At 67.0% G+C, this 16,995-nt stretch carries 15 protein-coding genes; 6 read left to right on the top strand and 9 right to left on the bottom strand.

All coding sequences use genetic code 11. The annotated features are described in order from the left end of the window. Positions 1-27 precede the first annotated feature (27 nt). The 6 genes from ACFRJ8_RS21865 to ACFRJ8_RS21840 all read right to left on the bottom strand — a co-directional run bounded on the left by ACFRJ8_RS21865 (position 28) and on the right by ACFRJ8_RS21840 (position 6,100). Positions 28-816 carry an SDR family oxidoreductase gene (locus tag ACFRJ8_RS21865; protein WP_377988463.1) on the bottom strand — a complete coding sequence of 263 codons (789 nt, stop codon included), beginning with the start codon at positions 814-816 and terminating at the stop codon, positions 28-30. After that, the gene (locus ACFRJ8_RS21860) at positions 816-1,748 is read right to left on the bottom strand and encodes a dihydrodipicolinate synthase family protein (protein ID WP_377988462.1); all 933 of its coding nucleotides are present in this window, start codon (positions 1,746-1,748) and stop codon (positions 816-818) included. The genes ACFRJ8_RS21865 and ACFRJ8_RS21860 overlap by 1 nt, the downstream gene beginning before the upstream one ends. Before the next feature lie 56 nt (positions 1,749-1,804). Beyond that, positions 1,805-2,626 (bottom strand): enoyl-CoA hydratase-related protein, encoded by an 822-nt coding sequence (locus ACFRJ8_RS21855; RefSeq protein ID WP_377988461.1) that lies wholly within the window; start codon positions 2,624-2,626, stop codon positions 1,805-1,807. Further along, on the bottom strand, positions 2,623-3,897 hold the full coding sequence (locus ACFRJ8_RS21850; RefSeq protein WP_377988460.1) for a CaiB/BaiF CoA transferase family protein: 1,275 nt from the start codon (positions 3,895-3,897) through the stop codon (positions 2,623-2,625). Before ACFRJ8_RS21850 ends, ACFRJ8_RS21855 begins: the two co-directional genes overlap by 4 nt. After that, positions 3,894-5,276 carry an FAD-dependent oxidoreductase gene (locus ACFRJ8_RS21845; protein WP_377988459.1) on the bottom strand — a complete coding sequence of 461 codons (1,383 nt, stop codon included), beginning with the start codon at positions 5,274-5,276 and terminating at the stop codon, positions 3,894-3,896. The genes ACFRJ8_RS21850 and ACFRJ8_RS21845 overlap by 4 nt, the downstream gene beginning before the upstream one ends. A gap of 215 nt (positions 5,277-5,491) precedes the next feature. Beyond that, positions 5,492-6,100, bottom strand: coding sequence for a helix-turn-helix domain-containing protein (locus ACFRJ8_RS21840; RefSeq protein WP_377988458.1), 609 nt, complete (start codon positions 6,098-6,100; stop codon positions 5,492-5,494). A gap of 583 nt (positions 6,101-6,683) precedes the next feature. Here ACFRJ8_RS21840 and ACFRJ8_RS21835 point away from each other — a divergent pair. After that, positions 6,684-7,991, top strand: coding sequence for an MFS transporter (locus tag ACFRJ8_RS21835; RefSeq protein ID WP_377988457.1), 1,308 nt, complete (start codon positions 6,684-6,686; stop codon positions 7,989-7,991). Between the two features lie 116 nt (positions 7,992-8,107). Next, positions 8,108-8,560: a hypothetical protein gene (locus tag ACFRJ8_RS21830; protein WP_377988456.1), complete on the top strand. Its 453-nt coding sequence runs from the start codon at positions 8,108-8,110 to the stop codon at positions 8,558-8,560. 299 nt (positions 8,561-8,859) lie between these two features. Here the strand turns inward: ACFRJ8_RS21830 and ACFRJ8_RS21825 are convergent, their stop codons facing one another. Continuing rightward, positions 8,860-9,345, bottom strand: a complete 486-nt coding sequence (locus ACFRJ8_RS21825; protein ID WP_377988455.1) for a DUF4383 domain-containing protein — start codon at positions 9,343-9,345, stop codon at positions 8,860-8,862. A gap of 154 nt (positions 9,346-9,499) precedes the next feature. On the opposite strand from ACFRJ8_RS21825, the gene ACFRJ8_RS21820 reads away from it, so the two are divergent. Further along, complete coding sequence (locus ACFRJ8_RS21820; protein WP_377988454.1) at positions 9,500-10,819, top strand: DUF6350 family protein; 1,320 nt, start codon at positions 9,500-9,502, stop codon at positions 10,817-10,819. Between the two features lie 59 nt (positions 10,820-10,878). On the opposite strand, the gene ACFRJ8_RS21815 is transcribed toward ACFRJ8_RS21820, so the two are convergent. Next, complete coding sequence (locus ACFRJ8_RS21815; RefSeq protein WP_377988453.1) at positions 10,879-11,310, bottom strand: hypothetical protein; 432 nt, start codon at positions 11,308-11,310, stop codon at positions 10,879-10,881. 39 nt (positions 11,311-11,349) lie between these two features. Between ACFRJ8_RS21815 and purN the strand changes: the two genes are divergently transcribed. Both purN and ACFRJ8_RS21805 read left to right on the top strand, forming a co-directional pair. Next, positions 11,350-11,928, top strand: a complete 579-nt coding sequence (gene purN, locus ACFRJ8_RS21810) for a phosphoribosylglycinamide formyltransferase (protein ID WP_377988452.1) — start codon at positions 11,350-11,352, stop codon at positions 11,926-11,928. A gap of 287 nt (positions 11,929-12,215) precedes the next feature. Then, positions 12,216-13,181, top strand: coding sequence for a hypothetical protein (locus ACFRJ8_RS21805; protein WP_377988451.1), 966 nt, complete (start codon positions 12,216-12,218; stop codon positions 13,179-13,181). Between the two features lie 147 nt (positions 13,182-13,328). On the opposite strand, the gene ACFRJ8_RS21800 is transcribed toward ACFRJ8_RS21805, so the two are convergent. Next, positions 13,329-14,681, bottom strand: a complete 1,353-nt coding sequence (locus ACFRJ8_RS21800) for an MFS transporter (RefSeq protein WP_277528109.1) — start codon at positions 14,679-14,681, stop codon at positions 13,329-13,331. Positions 14,682-14,832: 151 nt separating this feature from the next. Here ACFRJ8_RS21800 and purH point away from each other — a divergent pair, with 151 nt between their 5' ends. Beyond that, a complete protein-coding gene (gene purH / locus ACFRJ8_RS21795) occupies positions 14,833-16,518 on the top strand; it encodes a bifunctional phosphoribosylaminoimidazolecarboxamide formyltransferase/IMP cyclohydrolase (RefSeq protein WP_377988450.1) in 1,686 nt (561 codons plus the stop codon). Positions 16,519-16,995: the final 477 nt, after the last annotated feature.

The raw sequence follows: 16,995 nt of genomic DNA, 5'->3' as shown, positions 1-16,995 counted from the left end.
GGTGTGCTGAGGGTTCAGGGCCGGCGGTTAGAGCCCGCGGATGAGGCCGCCGTCGCAGCGCAGTGCCACGCCGGTGATGTAGGACGCCGGGGCGCTGCAGAGGAACGCCGCGGCGGCGCCGAATTCCTCGGGTTCGCCGTAGCGGCGGGCGGGGATGGTCTTGCGGGATTCGAGCTGGATGTCCTCGGGCGTGGTGCCGCGCCGCTTGGCGGCGGCCTGGTCCAGTTCCGCGACCCGGTCCGTGGCGATGCGTCCGGGCAGGAGCATGTTGACCGTGACGGCGTCCAATGCCACCTCGGCGGCGAGGGTCTTGAGGTAACCGGCCAGCGCCGCGCGGCCGGTGTTGGAGACGGCCAGGTTGGGCAGCGGCGCCACGACGCCGCTGGAACCGACGGCCAGGATCCGTCCCCAGCGCCGTTCCCGCATGCCCGGAAGGATGTGCGAGACCAGGGCATGGTGCGGTTTGACCAGCTGTTCGAATGCCGCGGCGATGTCGTCGGCGCCGAGCGTGGCGGCCGCGCCGGGCTTCGGTCCAGGACCGTTGAGGACCAGGATGTCGATGGGCCCGAGTTCCGCCACTGCCTGTTCGACGGCGGCGGCCACGCCTTCCGCGGTGCTCAGGTCTGCCTCGATGGCGACAGCTCCCGGCCCGTAGGCGTCCGTCAGCTCGGCGACGATCTCCTTGGCGCGGACCTGGCGCCGTCCGGTGATGGCCACCCGGACGCCTTCGGCCGCGAGGGCCCGGGCAATGGCGAGGCCGAGTCCGCCGGTGGAGGCGGCCACGAAGGCGGTCTTTCCGCTGATTCCGAGGTCCATCAGTTCCTCCCCGCCGTGGTGAGGCTGGCGGCCGGGTGCGGGCCGAGGGCCTTGGCGGCCTCGGCCAGATGCGTGCGCAACGCCGTCCGGAGAACCTCCGGGAAGGCCGCAGCCGGGGCCCGGACGCCGGCGTCGGCAATCAGTCCGCGCTGGAGCAGGCATTCCTTGCGGATGGCCAGTGCGATCTTGGCCTGCTGTTCGAAGTTGATCAGCGGCAGGTACGGCAGCAGGGCATCGCGGGCGGCCTCGTAGCCGTCCTTCTGCCAGGCCCGCACGCAGGCGATGAGCGCCTCCGGGTAGGAGAACCCGGTCATCGCCCCGGCGGCGCCGGCCATGAGCTCGTCCAGGAGCCCTTGGCCGCCGAGGCCGCCGAACACAGAGACGTCCAGGGCCGCGGTCAGGTGTGCGATCGCCACGGACGTGGGCGGGGCCTCGGCCTTGACCGCGGTGACGAAGCTGCAGGCCTGCACCACGGAGATTAGTGACTCGGTGCTGATGCTAACGCCGCTGGCCAGGGGGTAGTCCTGCAACACCACGTTGGCGCCGGTGGAGTGGTGAATGGCGTTCAAGTGCGCGATGACCACGCCGGGGTTGGCGGAGTTGGCCTGCACCATGACGGCCGCCAGCCGGTCCCCGGTGGCAGCCTGGATGGAACGGATCTCATCGACGGCCGTGCCGGTGTAGAGGGAGGTCACTCCCACCACGAGGGGCAGGCGCGTTTCCTCCATGACCACTTCCAGGACCAGGCTGCGTTCGGCCGCGGTCAGGGCGGCGGCCTCGCCGAACACGCCCAGGACCGTGAGGCCGGTGGCGCCGATCGACTCGTAGTAGCCCACGAGTCCGGCCAGGCTGTCCGTGTCGACATCCAGGGCGCTGCCCTGGAAGGGTGTGGCGACGACGCCCCACACGCCGGGTGTCAGTGACTCCCGCATTGGTTTCTCCTTCTAAGCTCTTGTTGTTCGAGCGGCTGTATATCTGGCGGTGGAGACTAGCGTCCCGGCCAGTGCGGCGGGCGCTTTTCCTGGAAGGCGCGGACGCCCTCGGCGGAGTCCTCGCTGTCCAGCGCCGCCATGAGGGCCGGGAGCCGGAGCCCGCGGGCCTCAGTGGCGGTCAGGTGCGCGGTCTGCGTGACCATCTGCTTGACTGCCCGGACGGAAGTGGGGGCGCAGGCCAGGATCTGGTCCAGCCAGCGCTGCACCGCGGCGTCGAGCTCATCCGCGGGGACCACCTCATTGACCAGGCCCATGGACTGCATCTCCGCGGCCTCGGCCTTGCGCCCGGTCAGGAGCATGCCCATCGCCTGGGTGTACGGGATCCGGCGCACCAGCTGGTGGATGCCGCCGTCGAGCGCCAGGCGCCCGACGCGCGGTTCCGTCAGCCCGAAGCGGGCGGTGTCCGCGGCGATCACGATGTCCGCGCCGAGCACGATCTCCATGCCGCCGCCGAGCGCGTAGCCGTTGACCCGGGCGATCACCGGGATGTCCAGGGTGGTGCGCAGGCTGAGCCCGCCGAAGCCGTTCGGGTCCAGGCCCGCCCAGTACTCGAGGCCGGTCTTGTCCACGGCGGAGGCGGACATGTCCGCGCCCACGCAGAAGGCCCGGGTTCCGGCGCCCGTGATGACCACGGCCCGGACGTCGGGATCGGCTTCAAGCTGGTCCCAGATTTCGTTGAGCCGGGCCTGGGCGGCGCCGTCGACGGCGTTGAGCACGTGCTGGCGGTCGATGACCACCGTGGCCACGTGGTTCTCGATGGTCAGGGTGACCTGGTCCACCGTCTGCTCTACTGTCTGCTCTACTGCGGCGGCGGTCATCGGAGCACCCCCAGCTGCTGCAGGCGCTCGATGGTCTCGGCGTCGAACCCGTTCTCCAGCAGCACCTCCACGTTGTGTTCGCCGAGCCGCGGTGCCGCCCGGCGGATGGTGGGCGGGGTGGCGGAGAGCCGGATCGGGGCGTTGAGCATCTTCACGGTGCCGACGCCGGGGTGTTCTGCCTCGACGATCATGCCGTTGGCGTGGGTCTGCGCATCGGCCAGGGTCTGCTCCAGGGTGTGCACGGGGGCGTTGAGCAGTCCCTTGTCCTCCAGCTGGCCGGTCCAGTACTCGGTGGTGTTGGTGGCGATGCGCTCGCGGAAGATCGCCTGCAGTGCCGGCTTGTTCTCGAACTGCTGCTCCAGGTTGGCGAACTCGGGCCGCTGCGTGAGGTCCTCGTCCAGGCCCAGGGCCTCGGAGATCCGGGCCAGGGGGTCCGGGGTGAAGCCGCCCACCATGCAGACGGCGCCGTCGGTGGTTTCGAAGACGCCGCTGAGCGGCATGGCGCCCCAGTTGACCTCGTAGCCGCGGTTGAGCTGCATGCACGCCTCCTGCATCTGCAAGTGCAGCATGGAGTCGTACATGGTCACCTCCACCTTCTGCCCGACGCCGGAGCCCTCCCGGGTGCGCAGTGCCAGCAGGATGCCCTGCATCAGGTGCATGCCGGTGATGTAGTCGCACAGCGTGGTGGGGTAGATGGACGGCTTCATGTCGTCCGATTCGCGCCGCCACATGACGCCGGAGTAGGCCTGGGCGATCGCGTCCTGGCCGCCCTTGTGCGAGTAGGGGCCCTCGGGGCCGAAGCCCGTGCCGGAGGCCCAGATGATGCCCGGGTTCTGCTCCTTGAGGTCCTCGTAGCCGAAGCCCATCCGCTCCATCACGCCGGAGCGGAAGTTGCTGACCACCACGTCCGCGTCGGCCAGCAGCCGGCGGAGCACGGCCTTGCCGTCGTCGGTGCGGGTGTCTACGGAGATGCTGCGCTTGTTCCGGTTGATGGACAGGAAGATCGGGTTGTCCTGGCCGTCCTTGTCCGGGAACGAGTTGCGGGAGATGTCCCCGGCGCCCGGGCGTTCCACCTTGATGATGTCCGCGCCGTAGTCGCCCAGCAGCTGGGTGCAGGACGGACCCATGAACACCTGGGTGAAGTCCACGATCTTGATGCCATCGAGCGGGAGCGGGGTGATGGCCGGTTCAGCTGCGGCGGCGGGGCCCGCCGTCGTGCCTTCTGCTGTTGAGCCGCTCGCGCTGAAGAGTTCGTCGATGACGGTGCTCATGCCCCCACCACCGCGTCCACGTCGAGGGTGGCGTTCGACGACGGGACGTCGCCCGGGTCCGCGCCGTGGCGGCGCATGCCCTGCTGGATGTCCAGCGCGGAGACGTCACGGACCAGGGTCCCGGTCTGGATCGCCAGCGCGGCGGCGACGCCGACGGCCTGGCCCATGGCCATGCAGGGCGGGATCTCGCGGGACATCTTCTGCGCCTCGGGGGTGGCGGAGTAGTGCCGGCCGGCGACCAGCAGCTGGTCCACTTCCTTAGGGAGCAGCGAGCGGAAGGGGTAGTAGTAGTCGCGGCCGCGGGCCACGGTGTCGGCGAAGTGGCGGCGGGAGGTGACGTCGTCCTTGGTCATGACGTACTCGCCTTCCAGCAGCCGGGTCTGGCGGACGCCCATCTGGGACGCGACGTCGAGCATGTAGCAGTTCTCGAAGCCGGGCAGGTTGGCGCGGACGTAGTCCACGGCCTCGGTGATGCGGTCCCGTGCGGCGAACTCGGCGGCGGTCATGTCTGCCGGGTCGACGCCGTCGAACCCGGTCATGTGCGGTGCGTTGCACCAGACCACACCGTCGATGGGGGTCTTGAGCCACCACAGTTCCCAGGCGCCGCCGAGGAGGCGCTTGATCTTGCGGTTGATGGCGCGGGCTTCCTTCGGGTTGGCCTGTTCGAAGGCTTCCGCGGCGTTGGTGTCCACGTTGCCGAGGCGGAAGACCAGCGTGGTGAGGTAGCTGTCCTTGACGTAGCTGGCGCCGGCCCGGGAGGCGACGTCGATGTCGCCGGTGGTGTCGATGACGACGTCGGCCATGAAGGCCTGCGGCCCGGACTTGGTCTCGCAGATGACGCCCTTCATGACGCCGTTGTCCACGATGGGGCGGGAGAACCAGGAGTGCAGGCGGAGGTTGACGCCGGCCTCGCGGACGAGGTCGTTGGAGACGCGCTTCCAGCCGTCGGGGTCGAAGGCGGCGGCGTAGCAGACCGGCTTGGGGGTGGTGTGCGAGTGGAAGTCGAAGGTGCCGTAGCGGCCCCACTTGTTCCACAGTTCCTCGGAAGTCTTGCGGTCATCGGCCGGCGGGACGATCGCCAGGCCCAGCTTCTGCAGGCGCTCGACGTACTCGGAGACGATGCCCGTGACGGTGATTTCCTGGCCGTTGATCATGTCATCCAGGACCAGCACCATGCCGCCGGAGGCGAGGCCGCCGAGGGAGGAGTAGCGTTCCAGCAGCGTGACCGAGGCGCCGGAGCGGGCCGCGGTGACGGCGGCGGCCACACCGGCGGGGCCACCGCCCACCACGAGGACGTCGGAGCGGGAGATGACGGGAGCGGTGAGGTCCGCCGTGGTGGTGCTGAGTTCCAGCGACGACATGGCTGTAGACGGGTTCATGGGGATCCTAACTTTTCCGGCGAAGTGCCGTTGGAGGGGCGGCCGGTGACGTAGAAGATGGTGCTCAGGAGGGGATCGCGGCGACGCTGACCGTGAAATCGACCCGGCAGAGGGTATGACGCAGCGCGGCCCGTTGCGGACCTGGCTGCGGAGTGTGGAAAAAGATCCGGCGGACGTATCCGGACCGGACGGCGACGGCGGCTAGAGCCGGCCGATCACCACGCGTGAGGTGCGTTAACCCAGATCGCTACGCAGACCTCTTCGTAGCTGTTTTTGTACCAGTGAGGCGTTTCCGAAGAGAAGGTGATCGAATCGCCTTCCTCCAGGGTGTAGCACTCGCCGTCCAGGAAGATGTCTTTCCGGCCGGAGAGAATGATGCCGAATTCCTCGCCGCTGTGCCGGAAAGGGGTGGCACTGGTGTCGTGGCCTGGCGGACTCACGATCCATTGGGCCTCCAGCGCACCGTTGAGGTCCGGGGTGAGCAGTTCATAGACCGCTTCACCCACAGACTTCTTGGTGACGCCTTTAAGGTTTCGCCGCTCGCCCTTGCGGACCACGGGGGACCTGGTTTCTTCCTGCCCGAGGAAGAACTTCCCTACGGGGATGTCCAGGCCGTGCGCCAGCTGTGCCAAGGTGGTGAAGGACGGATTGGCCAGGCCGCGTTCGATCTGGCTTACGATCGCCGGGCTGAGGCCGGTGATTTCCGAGAGCTTGGCAAGGGTCATTCCTTTGTCTTTGCGCATGTTGCGGACCTTGTTGCCTACGGTGGCAAGGAGGACGCTTGTGCCGGCTGGGGAAGATCCCGTGACGCTTTCGGTAGCCATGGTCCGACTTTCTCTTGGTGAGCTAACACACATAACTATAGTGAAAACTTTTAGCGAATCAATGGTTTTCGTAAAATTCTTTACTGTTTCCAGTGCCCTCCTGTCTGGACTAGCGGCATCGTCCGAGGTGAGGCCGTTTTTTCCACAGAACCATTGACTCTGTGAAGATCTTCAATATAGTTGTGTGAGCCGCACCACTTAGGGTTCGACGCTTAGCGGACGGGGATGGGGGCGCAACTACCTTCTGGCGGAAGGTGCGCCCGGCCCGCGTTCGTGATCGTTCCCTTGTACTGATGCAGTGGTATCTGCCAAGCCATCCGCAGACCTGATGTTGCCCGGTAAACTAGAGACGCGTTCCTTCGCGATCCGTCCCTTGTTGCCAAGCTGGATGGCCCGTTTGCATTCAATCGCTACGAAGAGGCACGCGTAGCTATCTGGGCTAACTCACCTCCCATGTGGTGAACCGGTCCCGCCCTGCGGACCAAGCCAAACGATAGTTTCGATTACCGACGGCCCCCACGAGGGCGTCCGCCGGTAATCCGTACCCTCCCGCGCCCCGAAGGCCGGGGGAAGGAAAAGTATCATGACTGACACTGTCGTCAAGATTGACGTAGAGAGCGGCCGGAAGTCCCGGCTCTCGCCGGAAGTACGCCGCGGGCTGCTGGGCCTCGGGCTCGGGAACACCCTCGAATGGTACGACTGGATGGTCTTTGGCCTCCTGTCGGCTTTCATCGGGCCAAAGTTTTTCCCGTCGCAGGACCCTGTTGCCGCGACGCTGAGCGCGCTTGCAGTCTTCGCCGTCGGCTTCGCGTTCCGTCCGCTGGGCGGAATCATGCTCGGTACCCTGGCCGACCGGATCGGACGACGCCGGGTCATGCTTTGGTCCATCATGATGATGGCCGGCACCACCCTGATCATTGCCCTGTGCCCCACCTACGACCAGATCGGTGCCGCCGCCGGCGTCATCCTGCTGGTCTGCCGCATCATCCAGGGCATCTCCACCGGTGTTGAAGCTCCGCTGTCCACAGCCCACGCGGTCGAACTCGTCCCCGAGGGGCGCGAAGGCTTTGTGGCCGGCATCATCTCCTTCTACGTCAACGCGGGCATCCTGCTCGCCTCGCTGGTCAGCTGGTTGTCATCCCTGATGCTCGGCGGAGCCGTCATGGCCGACTGGGGCTGGCGTGTGCCATTCATCGTCGGCGCGGCCTTCGGCTTCGTGGTGGTCTACCTTCGCCGGACTCTGCCGGAAACCATGAAGCCCGAAGAACTGGCGGAAAACAACTCCTCGAAAACGGTCTGGGGCGGCGTGCGCAAGCACTGGCTCAGCGTCCTGGCCATCACGTTCGTCGTCGGAGCAGCGCAGGCCTACAACTACGCCTGGAACACGGGCCTGCCGACGGCGGCCCGCAGCGGCTTCAAGGAAGACGCCACCGCTGTCTTCGCACTCACCACCGTTCTCGGCGTCGTACTGGTGGTGGGCAGCCTCATCATCAGCAAGGTGGCCGATGGCAAATCGATTTCCAAGTGGTTCCTGATCACCCGTGCGCTGTCCATCCCGTCGGTCTTCCTGATGCTGATGTACGTCAAGCCCGGCATTGCCGGCTTCGCTGCTGTGCTCCTTGGCGGTTCGGTGGTGCTGGTGCTGAACATGACCCTGTACAACGTGGTCACCAGCTCCCTCATGCCGAAGAATTGCCGCGGCGCCGGAACTGCGCTCGGATACGGCCTGGGCGTGGCGCTCTTCGGCGGCACGGCCTCCTACCTCCTGGTCTGGCTCCAGTCCCTGAACGCATCCTGGATCTTCCCCGTCTACGTGGCCGTCCTGTCGGCGCTCAGCATTGTCTTCTACCTGCTGGCCCGGAAGAAGAACGGCATCTTCATCGGCAGGTAAGAACCGGTCAGTGAGAACCTGCCGGCCTGCCGGTAAGAACGTGCCGGTAACAACACCAGGACTGAGAACGGAAAGTGGGAACCCTCATGGACGCGAGTCGCCCGGACGGAGGAGGCGTGGAGACAAAAGTGATCTCCTTTGACCTCAGCGCGTCAGACGTGGAGCTTTACGAGGCAGCGCGCGGGCTGTTGCTGACCGCCCATCACAGCGAGAACCACCGGGTGGCCGCGGCCATGCGCGGTGGGTCGGGGGCCATCTACCTTGGACTGCACATTGGCGCAAAGCGCATCAATGTGTGCGCCGAATCCAGCGCCCTCGCCAATGCCCGCATGGCGCAGGAGGCCTCAATCCACTCCGTGGTGGCCGTCAGCATGGACGGGCAGGGAGAACCCCAGGTCACGAACCCCTGTGGCCTCTGCCGGGAACTGCTGCGTTCATACGGAACCGAGACCTCCGTGCTGGTCGATGCCGAGGGCGAAGTGGGGAAGGTCCGGATCAAGGAACTGCTGCCATTTCCCTGGATGCGGGCCACGGAAACAGAGTGGGACACCCTTCCGCCCCGCGCGTAGGACAGCACCGCCTAGCACGTCGGCACTGGCGGCAAGCTGATTGCCGCGACGCTTAACAGCACCACGGAAGGCCGGGACCAAAAGTCCCGGCCTTCTTGCGTGCCCGGGTGCCGGCGTCGTCGTGCGTGCCGGACGTGTCGCCGTCGTGCGTGCCGCGCCGCCGCCGTCGTCGGAACCTGTGCAGAGCAAAACCGGGCACACAGAAAGCTGGTGCAGCCGCCGCGTTTCCGCTAAACCACTGCACCAGCAGGTAGTACGAATTTTCTGAATACTATGAAACGTTACTCATTCGCGGCTCCCTATGTCCCGGGGGTTGATGACCGGGTCTCTACGTCTTCTTCAAGGTGCCTCGTCATCAGCCAGCCTGCGCCGGCCATTACTATGCCCATTACCATGAAGGCCCAATTGTCCATGGTGTTCAGCGACAGGAAGTTGGCCGCCGAATCCACGCCGACGATGAAACCGTAAATGCTAAGGACGATGTACAGCAGACCGGAGCCCATGAGGAAATTCCGGGCGCCCAAGGCAGTCCGGGACATGGTCAGGCCGGTGGCGCCGATCGCGAGCTGAACGATGTTCAGCAACATCGATACCTGGAACAGGCCCAGGAACAGGGCCTTGGAATCAGGCCCGAAGAACCTCAGTTCGCTGTAGTTCGTAGTGATGCCGGGGATGAACCCCAAGATGCCCACGACGATCAGGACGATACCCACACCCATGCCAACGTTCTGTACATCTGTCCGACCAAAATGAACGCCGTGCGCATGGGGAGATGCGGTAGTCATTTTCTACCTCCAACCACTGATTGCGGACACTAACAATTTTACGACCCGGGTCTGGAAAAAGCGCCGGGAGGCCCGTACGGCGAATACCGCGGATCTGGGCAATGTGCCTGTCGGAAACCGGCCGGATGCCGGGCCCGTGGCACCATGGAACTCGATGAAACTGCGCGCTGATCAGACCGGACAACGTGGCCTTCCCATGCCCCTGTGGCTGCAGGGTGCACTCGAGTCCGCCCAGGCTGCCGTCATTTCCGCCTTGGTGGTGGTGGCACCGATCGTCATGGTCTGGGCCACGGCCGGATTCCAGCACAGCGGATTCGACGTTCTGGCCCGCCTGGCCGGCCAGGCCTGGCTGCTGATCCACGGCGTACCCCTGCTGCTGGACACTCCCGGCGCAGGGTCCGCCGCGTACCCGGAATCCGGCACGCTCTCGCTCATCCCGCTGGGTCTGACCCTCATTCCGTTCCTGCTCGCCTGGCGCGCCGGACGGCGCCTGGCCCGCGCCTCCTACACGGACCAGCTCTGGCAGGCGCTGCTCGGGTCCTGGCTGATGTACGCGGCGTTCGGGATCACCACCGGCTTCGTCTGCCGCGCGGCCGACGTCGGCATCAGCCTCTGGGACGCCGCGTTCATTCCCCTCATCCCGTTCGGGCTCGGCATGGTGGTGGGCGCGCGCCGCGAGGCAGGCTCGTGGAGCAGGCTGATCGGCGTCGATGCCGTGGCCTGGCTGTCCCGTACCAGCCAGCACTCCCGCTGGGCCGGCTCCTACCTGGGCTCGGCCATCAAGGCCGGCTCGGTGGCGCTGATGGCGAGCCTGGCGATGTCGGCGGGGCTGCTCGCCGTCGACCTCTTTATTCACTGGAACCTCGTGGTGGCCGTCTATGAAGGGCTCGACGCCGGCGCCATGGGAGGCGGCGTGCTCACCATTGTGCAGCTCGGCTTCCTGCCCAACCTCGTCGTGTTTGCCCTGGCATGGATCTCCGGCTCGGGATTCGCCCTCGGCGTCGGCTCGCTGGCCGGGCCGCTCGGGACCGCCGTCGGCCCGCTGCCGTCCGTTCCGGTGTTCGCCGCGCTGCCGTCGGGCTCGCTCGACTTCGGCTTCGTGGCCCTGGTGGTGCCGGCCCTGGCCGGGGCGCTGGCCGGCTGGTGGTTCCTGCGCGAAGGCGAAAACCACTTCGACGAATGGCTGTCCATCAAGATCCGGGCCCGCTGGTTTACCGCCGCGGCCTCCACCCTGGTGCTGGGTGCGGTGATCGGCTCCGTGGCCGGGCTGCTCGCGGCGGGGCTTGCCTGGCTGGCCCGCGGCTCGGCCGGCATCGGACGGCTGACGGAGATCGGGCCCGATCCGCTCAGCATGGCATTGTTCGTGGCCGCGGAGGTGGGGATCGGCGTCGTGATCGGCTATGCGGCCGGACCCTGGCTGGAGCGCCAGCAGAAGCTGCGCGAGGCGGACCTGGAGACGGTCAACAGCCGCTGACACTCTCTCTCTGATGCACTGCGAGGGCAGGGGGCTGGCGGAACCGTTTGGCAGGACCGCTAGCGCAGCTGCGTGGGCATGGAGTTCTCCAGTTGCGTCCGGCATTCCGAGGTGGCCTGCTGGGTCAGTGCGTGGCGGACGCACTGCTGGTAGTCGCGGATCTGGTTGAAGAAAAGCGTCGAGGCCAGGATCACCAGCAGCATCACCGCTGAGACCACCAGCCCCGAAATAGTGCCGAACAGGACCAGCCGCGATTCCTTGTATTTCGCCGCCCGGATCAGCACCACGATGCCCAGCACAATCGCGGTCGCCGTGAGCAGGGCCGTCAGCCACAGGTAGCTCACGTCGAGCTGGAAGACGAAGAAGGAGCCCAGGACCGCAACGATGAACAACCGGAACAGGGTGTGGGTCAGCCGCGTGGAATCTTGGACCGCCTGGGCGGGCGGATGCGGGCCCGGCTGGGGCTTGCCGGAGTCCGTGGGGGCATTCATGTTTTCCAGCCTACGCGAGCGGCCCCATAAGCTAGGACCATGCGCATAGTTGTCCTCGTTTCCGGCACCGGCTCCAACCTCCAGGCAGTTATCGATGCCGTTAAGTCCGGCGCGCTCGACGTCGAGATCGCCGCCGTCGGCGCCGACCGGCCGGGGACGTTCGGCGTGGAGCGCTCCGCCGCCGCCGGAATCCCCACGTTCGTGGTGGACTTCAAGGCGTACCCGGACCGGACAGCCTGGAACGCGGCCCTCACCGAGGCTGTGGCCGGATTCGCCCCGGATGTGGTGGTTTCCTCAGGCTTCATGCGGATTGTCAGCGCGGACTTCATCGAGGCGTTTGGCGGCAAATACCTCAACACGCACCCGGCACTGCTGCCGTCCTTCCCCGGCGCCCACGGTGTCCGCGACGCGCTGGCCTACGGCGTGAAGGTTACGGGCTGCACGGTGCACTGGGCCGACGCCGGCGTGGACACCGGTCCCATCATCGCGCAGGAAGCCGTGGCGATCGGGGACGGCGAGACCGAGGAATCCCTGCACGAGCGCATCAAAGTGGTGGAGCGCCGGCTTCTGGTCTCCACTCTGGCCTCCCTTTCAGCAGCCCAGCACGCCCCCGCCTAACTTCCCCCCTAATTCTTTCCGATGCGCTATCTCTTGGAGCGGTTCTCAGTCCTCAGAACCGCCTGAAGTGATAGCGCATCGAGTGGTGGAGGGGTGGGCGCGTAGCGGCTTTTCCGGCCAAACCAAGTAGTCGGAGCCGCAAAGTGAGTATTCGATCCGAAAGTCAGGTACTGCCGGGCCAAAGACAGGTATTTCCGCGCCGGTGCAAGCAGCGGAATGGGCCGTAGTCTGGCGCAGTCTCATTCATTCTTCGCATCTTCCGGGGGTTCTACGTGTCTCGATTCAGCATGGCCAAAACAAGTCCAAAAGTCCTGTGTCTCACTGCGGCGCTCGTTCTCGGAACGGGCGCCGTTTCTGCTGCCTTCGCGGCGACTCCAACGTCGGCAGGCGGGGAAATCAAGGGGTGCTTCAACAACAACAACGGCGGCGAGCTGCGGGTACTCCCGGCGGGCGCTTCGTGCGATTCCAAGAAGGAGACCGCGATCTCCTGGAACATCCAGGGCATCCAAGGGGCCACCGGTGCCCAGGGGATCCCGGGGATTGCGGGTCTTCAGGGTATCCAGGGGCTCCCCGGCCTGAAGGGTGACACCGGTGCCACGGGCGAGACCGGGGCCCAGGGTGAGAAGGGTGACACGGGTGCCACAGGCGAGACCGGTGCCACGGGGGCCACCGGTGAAACGGGTGCCCAGGGCGAGATCGGTGCCACGGGGGCCACCGGTGAAACGGGTGCCCAGGGCGAGAAGGGTGATACCGGTGCCACGGGCAGCACCGGCGAGACGGGAGCCGTCGGCGCTACAGGTGAGACGGGCGCCCAAGGCGTTCAGGGCGAGAAGGGTGATACCGGTGACAAGGGAGACACCGGCGCCACAGGCATTGCCGGGGAGACCGGCCTTCAGGGCGAGACGGGTGCCACCGGCGCTGTCGGCGCCACGGGTGCCACGGGCGCCGTCGGGCCGGTGGGCCCTGAGGGACAAATCGGCGCAACCGGCGCCACGGGCGCCACGGGCGCAACCGGTGCGGCCGCGTCGACGAGCGTCACTGTCGTATCGCGTACTGACACCAGCTCGTCGGTGACGGCCAGCTGCCCCAGCGGGCGCCTGGCGATGGGCGGCGGCTTCACCTACAGCACCGCTGCGAGCAACCAGGTGACCTCCAGCCAGCCCGCCCTCAACGGGTCAGGGCAGCCCGTCGGCTGGACGGTCGTTCAGACCAAGGCGTCCGCGCTGACGGTCTCCGTGACCTGCATCCAGTAGCCCGGCGACCGAACCACAGACGACGGCGCCCCTCACCTGTCGCAGGTGAGGGGCGCCGTCGTGATTTCCCCGATGCGCTATCACTTTGGGTGGCTCTCAGCGCTCAGAACCGCCCGAAGTGATAGCGCATCGGGGGGAGTGGGGGCGTTACTCGAGCCGGCGCTGCTTGGTTTCGGGGGCGAAGAACGCCATCCACAGCACGGAGATCAGCACGAGGCCACCGGCCAGCGCGAACGACGTCGCGAGGCCCAGTTCCGGCCACAGGAAGGCCGCGAAGACCAGCGGCCCGAACCCGGCGCCGAGACGGGAGAACGTCGAGGCCCAGCCGAAACCGGAGCCGCGGAGCTCCGTGGGGTACAGCTCGGAGACGTACGCGTAGAGCACCGGGATGGCCACCTGCACCACGAAGCCGAACACCAGGAGCCAGAACACCGCGGCCGTGGGGATGTCCACCACGATCGCCACAATCACCAGCGTCAGCGCGGACAGCGGGCCGGTGATCGCCAGGATCCACTTGCGGCCCACCCGCTCCACCAGCAGCGCGGCCACCACCACGCCGAGGAGCCCGACGGCGGCCATGGACGCCGTGGTCAGGAAGGCCTTGTACTCCTCGAAGCCGGCGCCGATCAGGATCCGCGGCATCCACGTCAGCGACAGGTAGTAGACCAGCAGGATGCTGAAGAACAGGGCCCACGCCGCCGTCGTGATCTTCCAGTTGAACTGCCACAGTGCGCGCAATTGCGTCCACGCGCTGCCGGCCGAGAGGCGGGGCGCGTCCTGCGGTGCGGGCAGGCTGTAGACCCGGGCCTCGGCGCCGGTGGCCTCGACCAGGCCGTCGATCACCTTCGCGGCTTCCTCGCGGCGGCCCTTGCGGATCAGGAACAGCGGGGATTCCGGCACGCTGCGGCGGATCCAGAACACCAGCAGCGCCGGGAGGACCATGACCAGCATGGTCAGCCGCCAGTCCGCGAACGCCGCGACCAGCCCGGCGGAGACGAAACCGCAAAGGGCCGCGCCGATCGGCCACCAGCCGTCCATCGCGGTGAGCACCCGGCCGCGCTGTTTGCGCGGGGTGAACTCGCCCACCAGCGCATAGTCCACCGGGATGCAGCCGCCCAGGCCGAACCCGGCCAGGAACCGGAACACGACGAACCACATGAAGTCGGGGGAGAACGCGCCGAGCACGGTGAAGATCGAAAAGATCAGCAAGGTTGCGGTGAACGCCTTCTTGCGGCCGATGGTGTCCGCGATGGTGCCCCAGACAAAGGCGCCCAGGGCCATGCCGATCAGGTTCGCGGTGCCGATCCAGGCGGCATCGCCCGGGCTCAGCGACCAGTGCTTGGACAGCAACGGAATGAGGATGCCGTTGAGGGTGACGTCCCAGGCATCGAACATGAAGCCCAGGCCGCCGATCAGGAAGATCCGGCCTTGGACCTTCCACCGCCACGGCAGCTCCTGGACCACCTGTTCGCCGCTGGGCACAGTGGTGTACGTGTTCATCTTGGCCTCCTGTGAAAACTCTACGTGGCCCGGCCGCGGCCCGGGGGTGCTTCACACTCCGGCGCGCGGGACGGCCCGGCGCCGGGACGCGATAAACTGGCCGCATCCCCACCACCCGCGGCCCCCGCCGCGTTATAAGACGGAGACTTTTGTGAGCTTCACGCAGCTTGACCGTGTATCCATCGACCGAGTTCCCATCCGCCGGGCACTGATTTCGGTCTACGACAAGACCGGTCTGGAGGAGCTCGCTCAGGGCCTGCACGCCGCCGGCGTCAAGATCGTCTCCACCGGTTCTACGGCCAAGAAGATCGCCGCCGCGGGCATCCCCGTGCAGGAAGTCGAGGAAGTCACCGGCTCCCCGGAAATGCTGGACGGCCGAGTCAAGACCCTGCACCCGCGCGTGCACGGCGGCATCCTCGCGGACCGCCGCGTCCCGGCCCACATGCAGACGCTGGAGGACATGGAGATCGAGCCCTTCGACCTCGTCGTCGTCAACCTCTACCCCTTCGTGGAGACCGTGAAGTCCGGTGCCGCACCGGACGACGTCGTCGAACAGATCGACATCGGCGGCCCCGCGATGGTGCGCTCGGCCGCGAAGAACCACGCCGCCGTCGCTATCGTGGTGGACCCGTCGTCCTACGGTGCCGTGGTGGAGGCGGCCGCCTCGGGCGGCTTTGACCTGAAGACCCGGCGCCGGCTCGCGGCCAAGGCGTTCGCGCACACCGCGGCGTACGACACCGCCGTGGCCACCTGGACCGCCAGCCAGTTCCGCGACGAGGACGGCGACGGCGTGATCGACTGGCCCGCCTACGCCGGCCTGGCCTTGGAACGCTCCGAGGTGCTCCGCTACGGCGAAAACCCGCACCAGCAGGCCGCGCTGTACGTGGACCGGGCCGCCCCGGCCGGCATTGCGCAGGCCGACCAGCTGCACGGCAAGGCCATGAGCTACAACAACTTTGTCGACGCCGACGCCGCCCTGCGCGCCGCCTTCGACTTCGCCGAGCCCGCCGTCGCCATCATCAAGCACGCCAACCCCTGCGGCGTGGCCGTGGGTTCCGCGTCCGCAGCGGACCCCATCGCCGACGCCCACGCCAAGGCCCACGCCTGCGATCCCGTGTCCGCGTTCGGCGGCGTCATCGCCGCGAACCGCACGGTTACCGCCGGCATGGCGCGCACCGTCGCCGGCATCTTCACGGAGGTCGTCATCGCGCCGGGCTTCGATGAGGAGGCCGTGGAGATCCTGTCCAAGAAGAAGAACATCCGCCTCCTGGCCCTCCCCGACGGATACGGCCGCTACCCGACCGAGTTCCGCCAGGTCTCCGGCGGCATGCTGGTCCAGGCCACGGACAAAGTCGACGCCGACGGCGACACCCCCGCGAACTGGACCCTCGCCGCGGGCGACGCCGCCGATGCCGCCACCCTGGCCGACCTCGCGTTCGCCTGGACCGCCTGCCGCGCAGCGAAGTCCAACGCCATCCTGCTCGCGGACAACGGTGCCGCGGTAGGCATCGGCATGGGACAGGTCAACCGGCTCGATTCCTGCAAGCTTGCGGTGGAGCGCGCCAACACCCTCGGCGTCACCGTGGAGTCCGACATCGACGGGGCTGGCGGGGCCTCCAACGCCGACGCCAGCGTTTCGCCGGAACGGGCCCGGGGCGCCGTCGCGGCGTCCGATGCTTTCTTCCCCTTTGCCGACGGGCTGCAGATCCTGATCGATGCCGGCGTCCGCGCCGTCGTCCAGCCCGGCGGATCCGTCCGGGACGAGGAAGTCATCGCCGCGGCCAACGCCGCGGGCATCACCATGTACTTCACGGGAGCCCGCCACTTCTTCCACTAGCCCGCCGGGCACGATGAAGCCGCACAAAGAAATGAAGCCCCACAAATAATGGACATGCCCTCCCTTCTCCGGAGGGCATGTCCATTTTTTGTGCCAACGAGTGGGTGCGTGGCCGGCCCGCGGAACATGCTCATTCTTTCCGCGGGACATGCTCAATTTTCGTGGCTAGGAGTGGGCATAAGTGGGATATGTCCAGGCTTCGGGGACTGGGGAGGGCATGTCCCGTGGGCTCTGGTCCTGGCCGGGCCAACCGGGGGACATGCTCATTCATCGCGGAGCATGGCGGCCAGTTCGGGCGGACATGCTCGTTCATGCCGGAGCGCCTAGAGGTAGCTCCGCGGGATATGCCCATTGTTCGTGGCTAGGAGTGGGCATATGGGGGATATGTCCAGGCCTCGGGGTGTGCCGGGGGCATGTCCCGTGGGCTCTGACGCTGGCAGACAGAGAAAGGGGACAAGTCCATTTTTTGTGCCAAGG

The sequence above is a fragment of the Arthrobacter sp. NPDC056886 genome (assembly GCF_042788715.1).
Classification (GTDB): domain Bacteria; phylum Actinomycetota; class Actinomycetes; order Actinomycetales; family Micrococcaceae; genus Arthrobacter.
The sequence above is the reverse complement of the archived record's forward strand: the minus strand, read 5'-3'. Positions and strand labels throughout refer to the sequence as shown.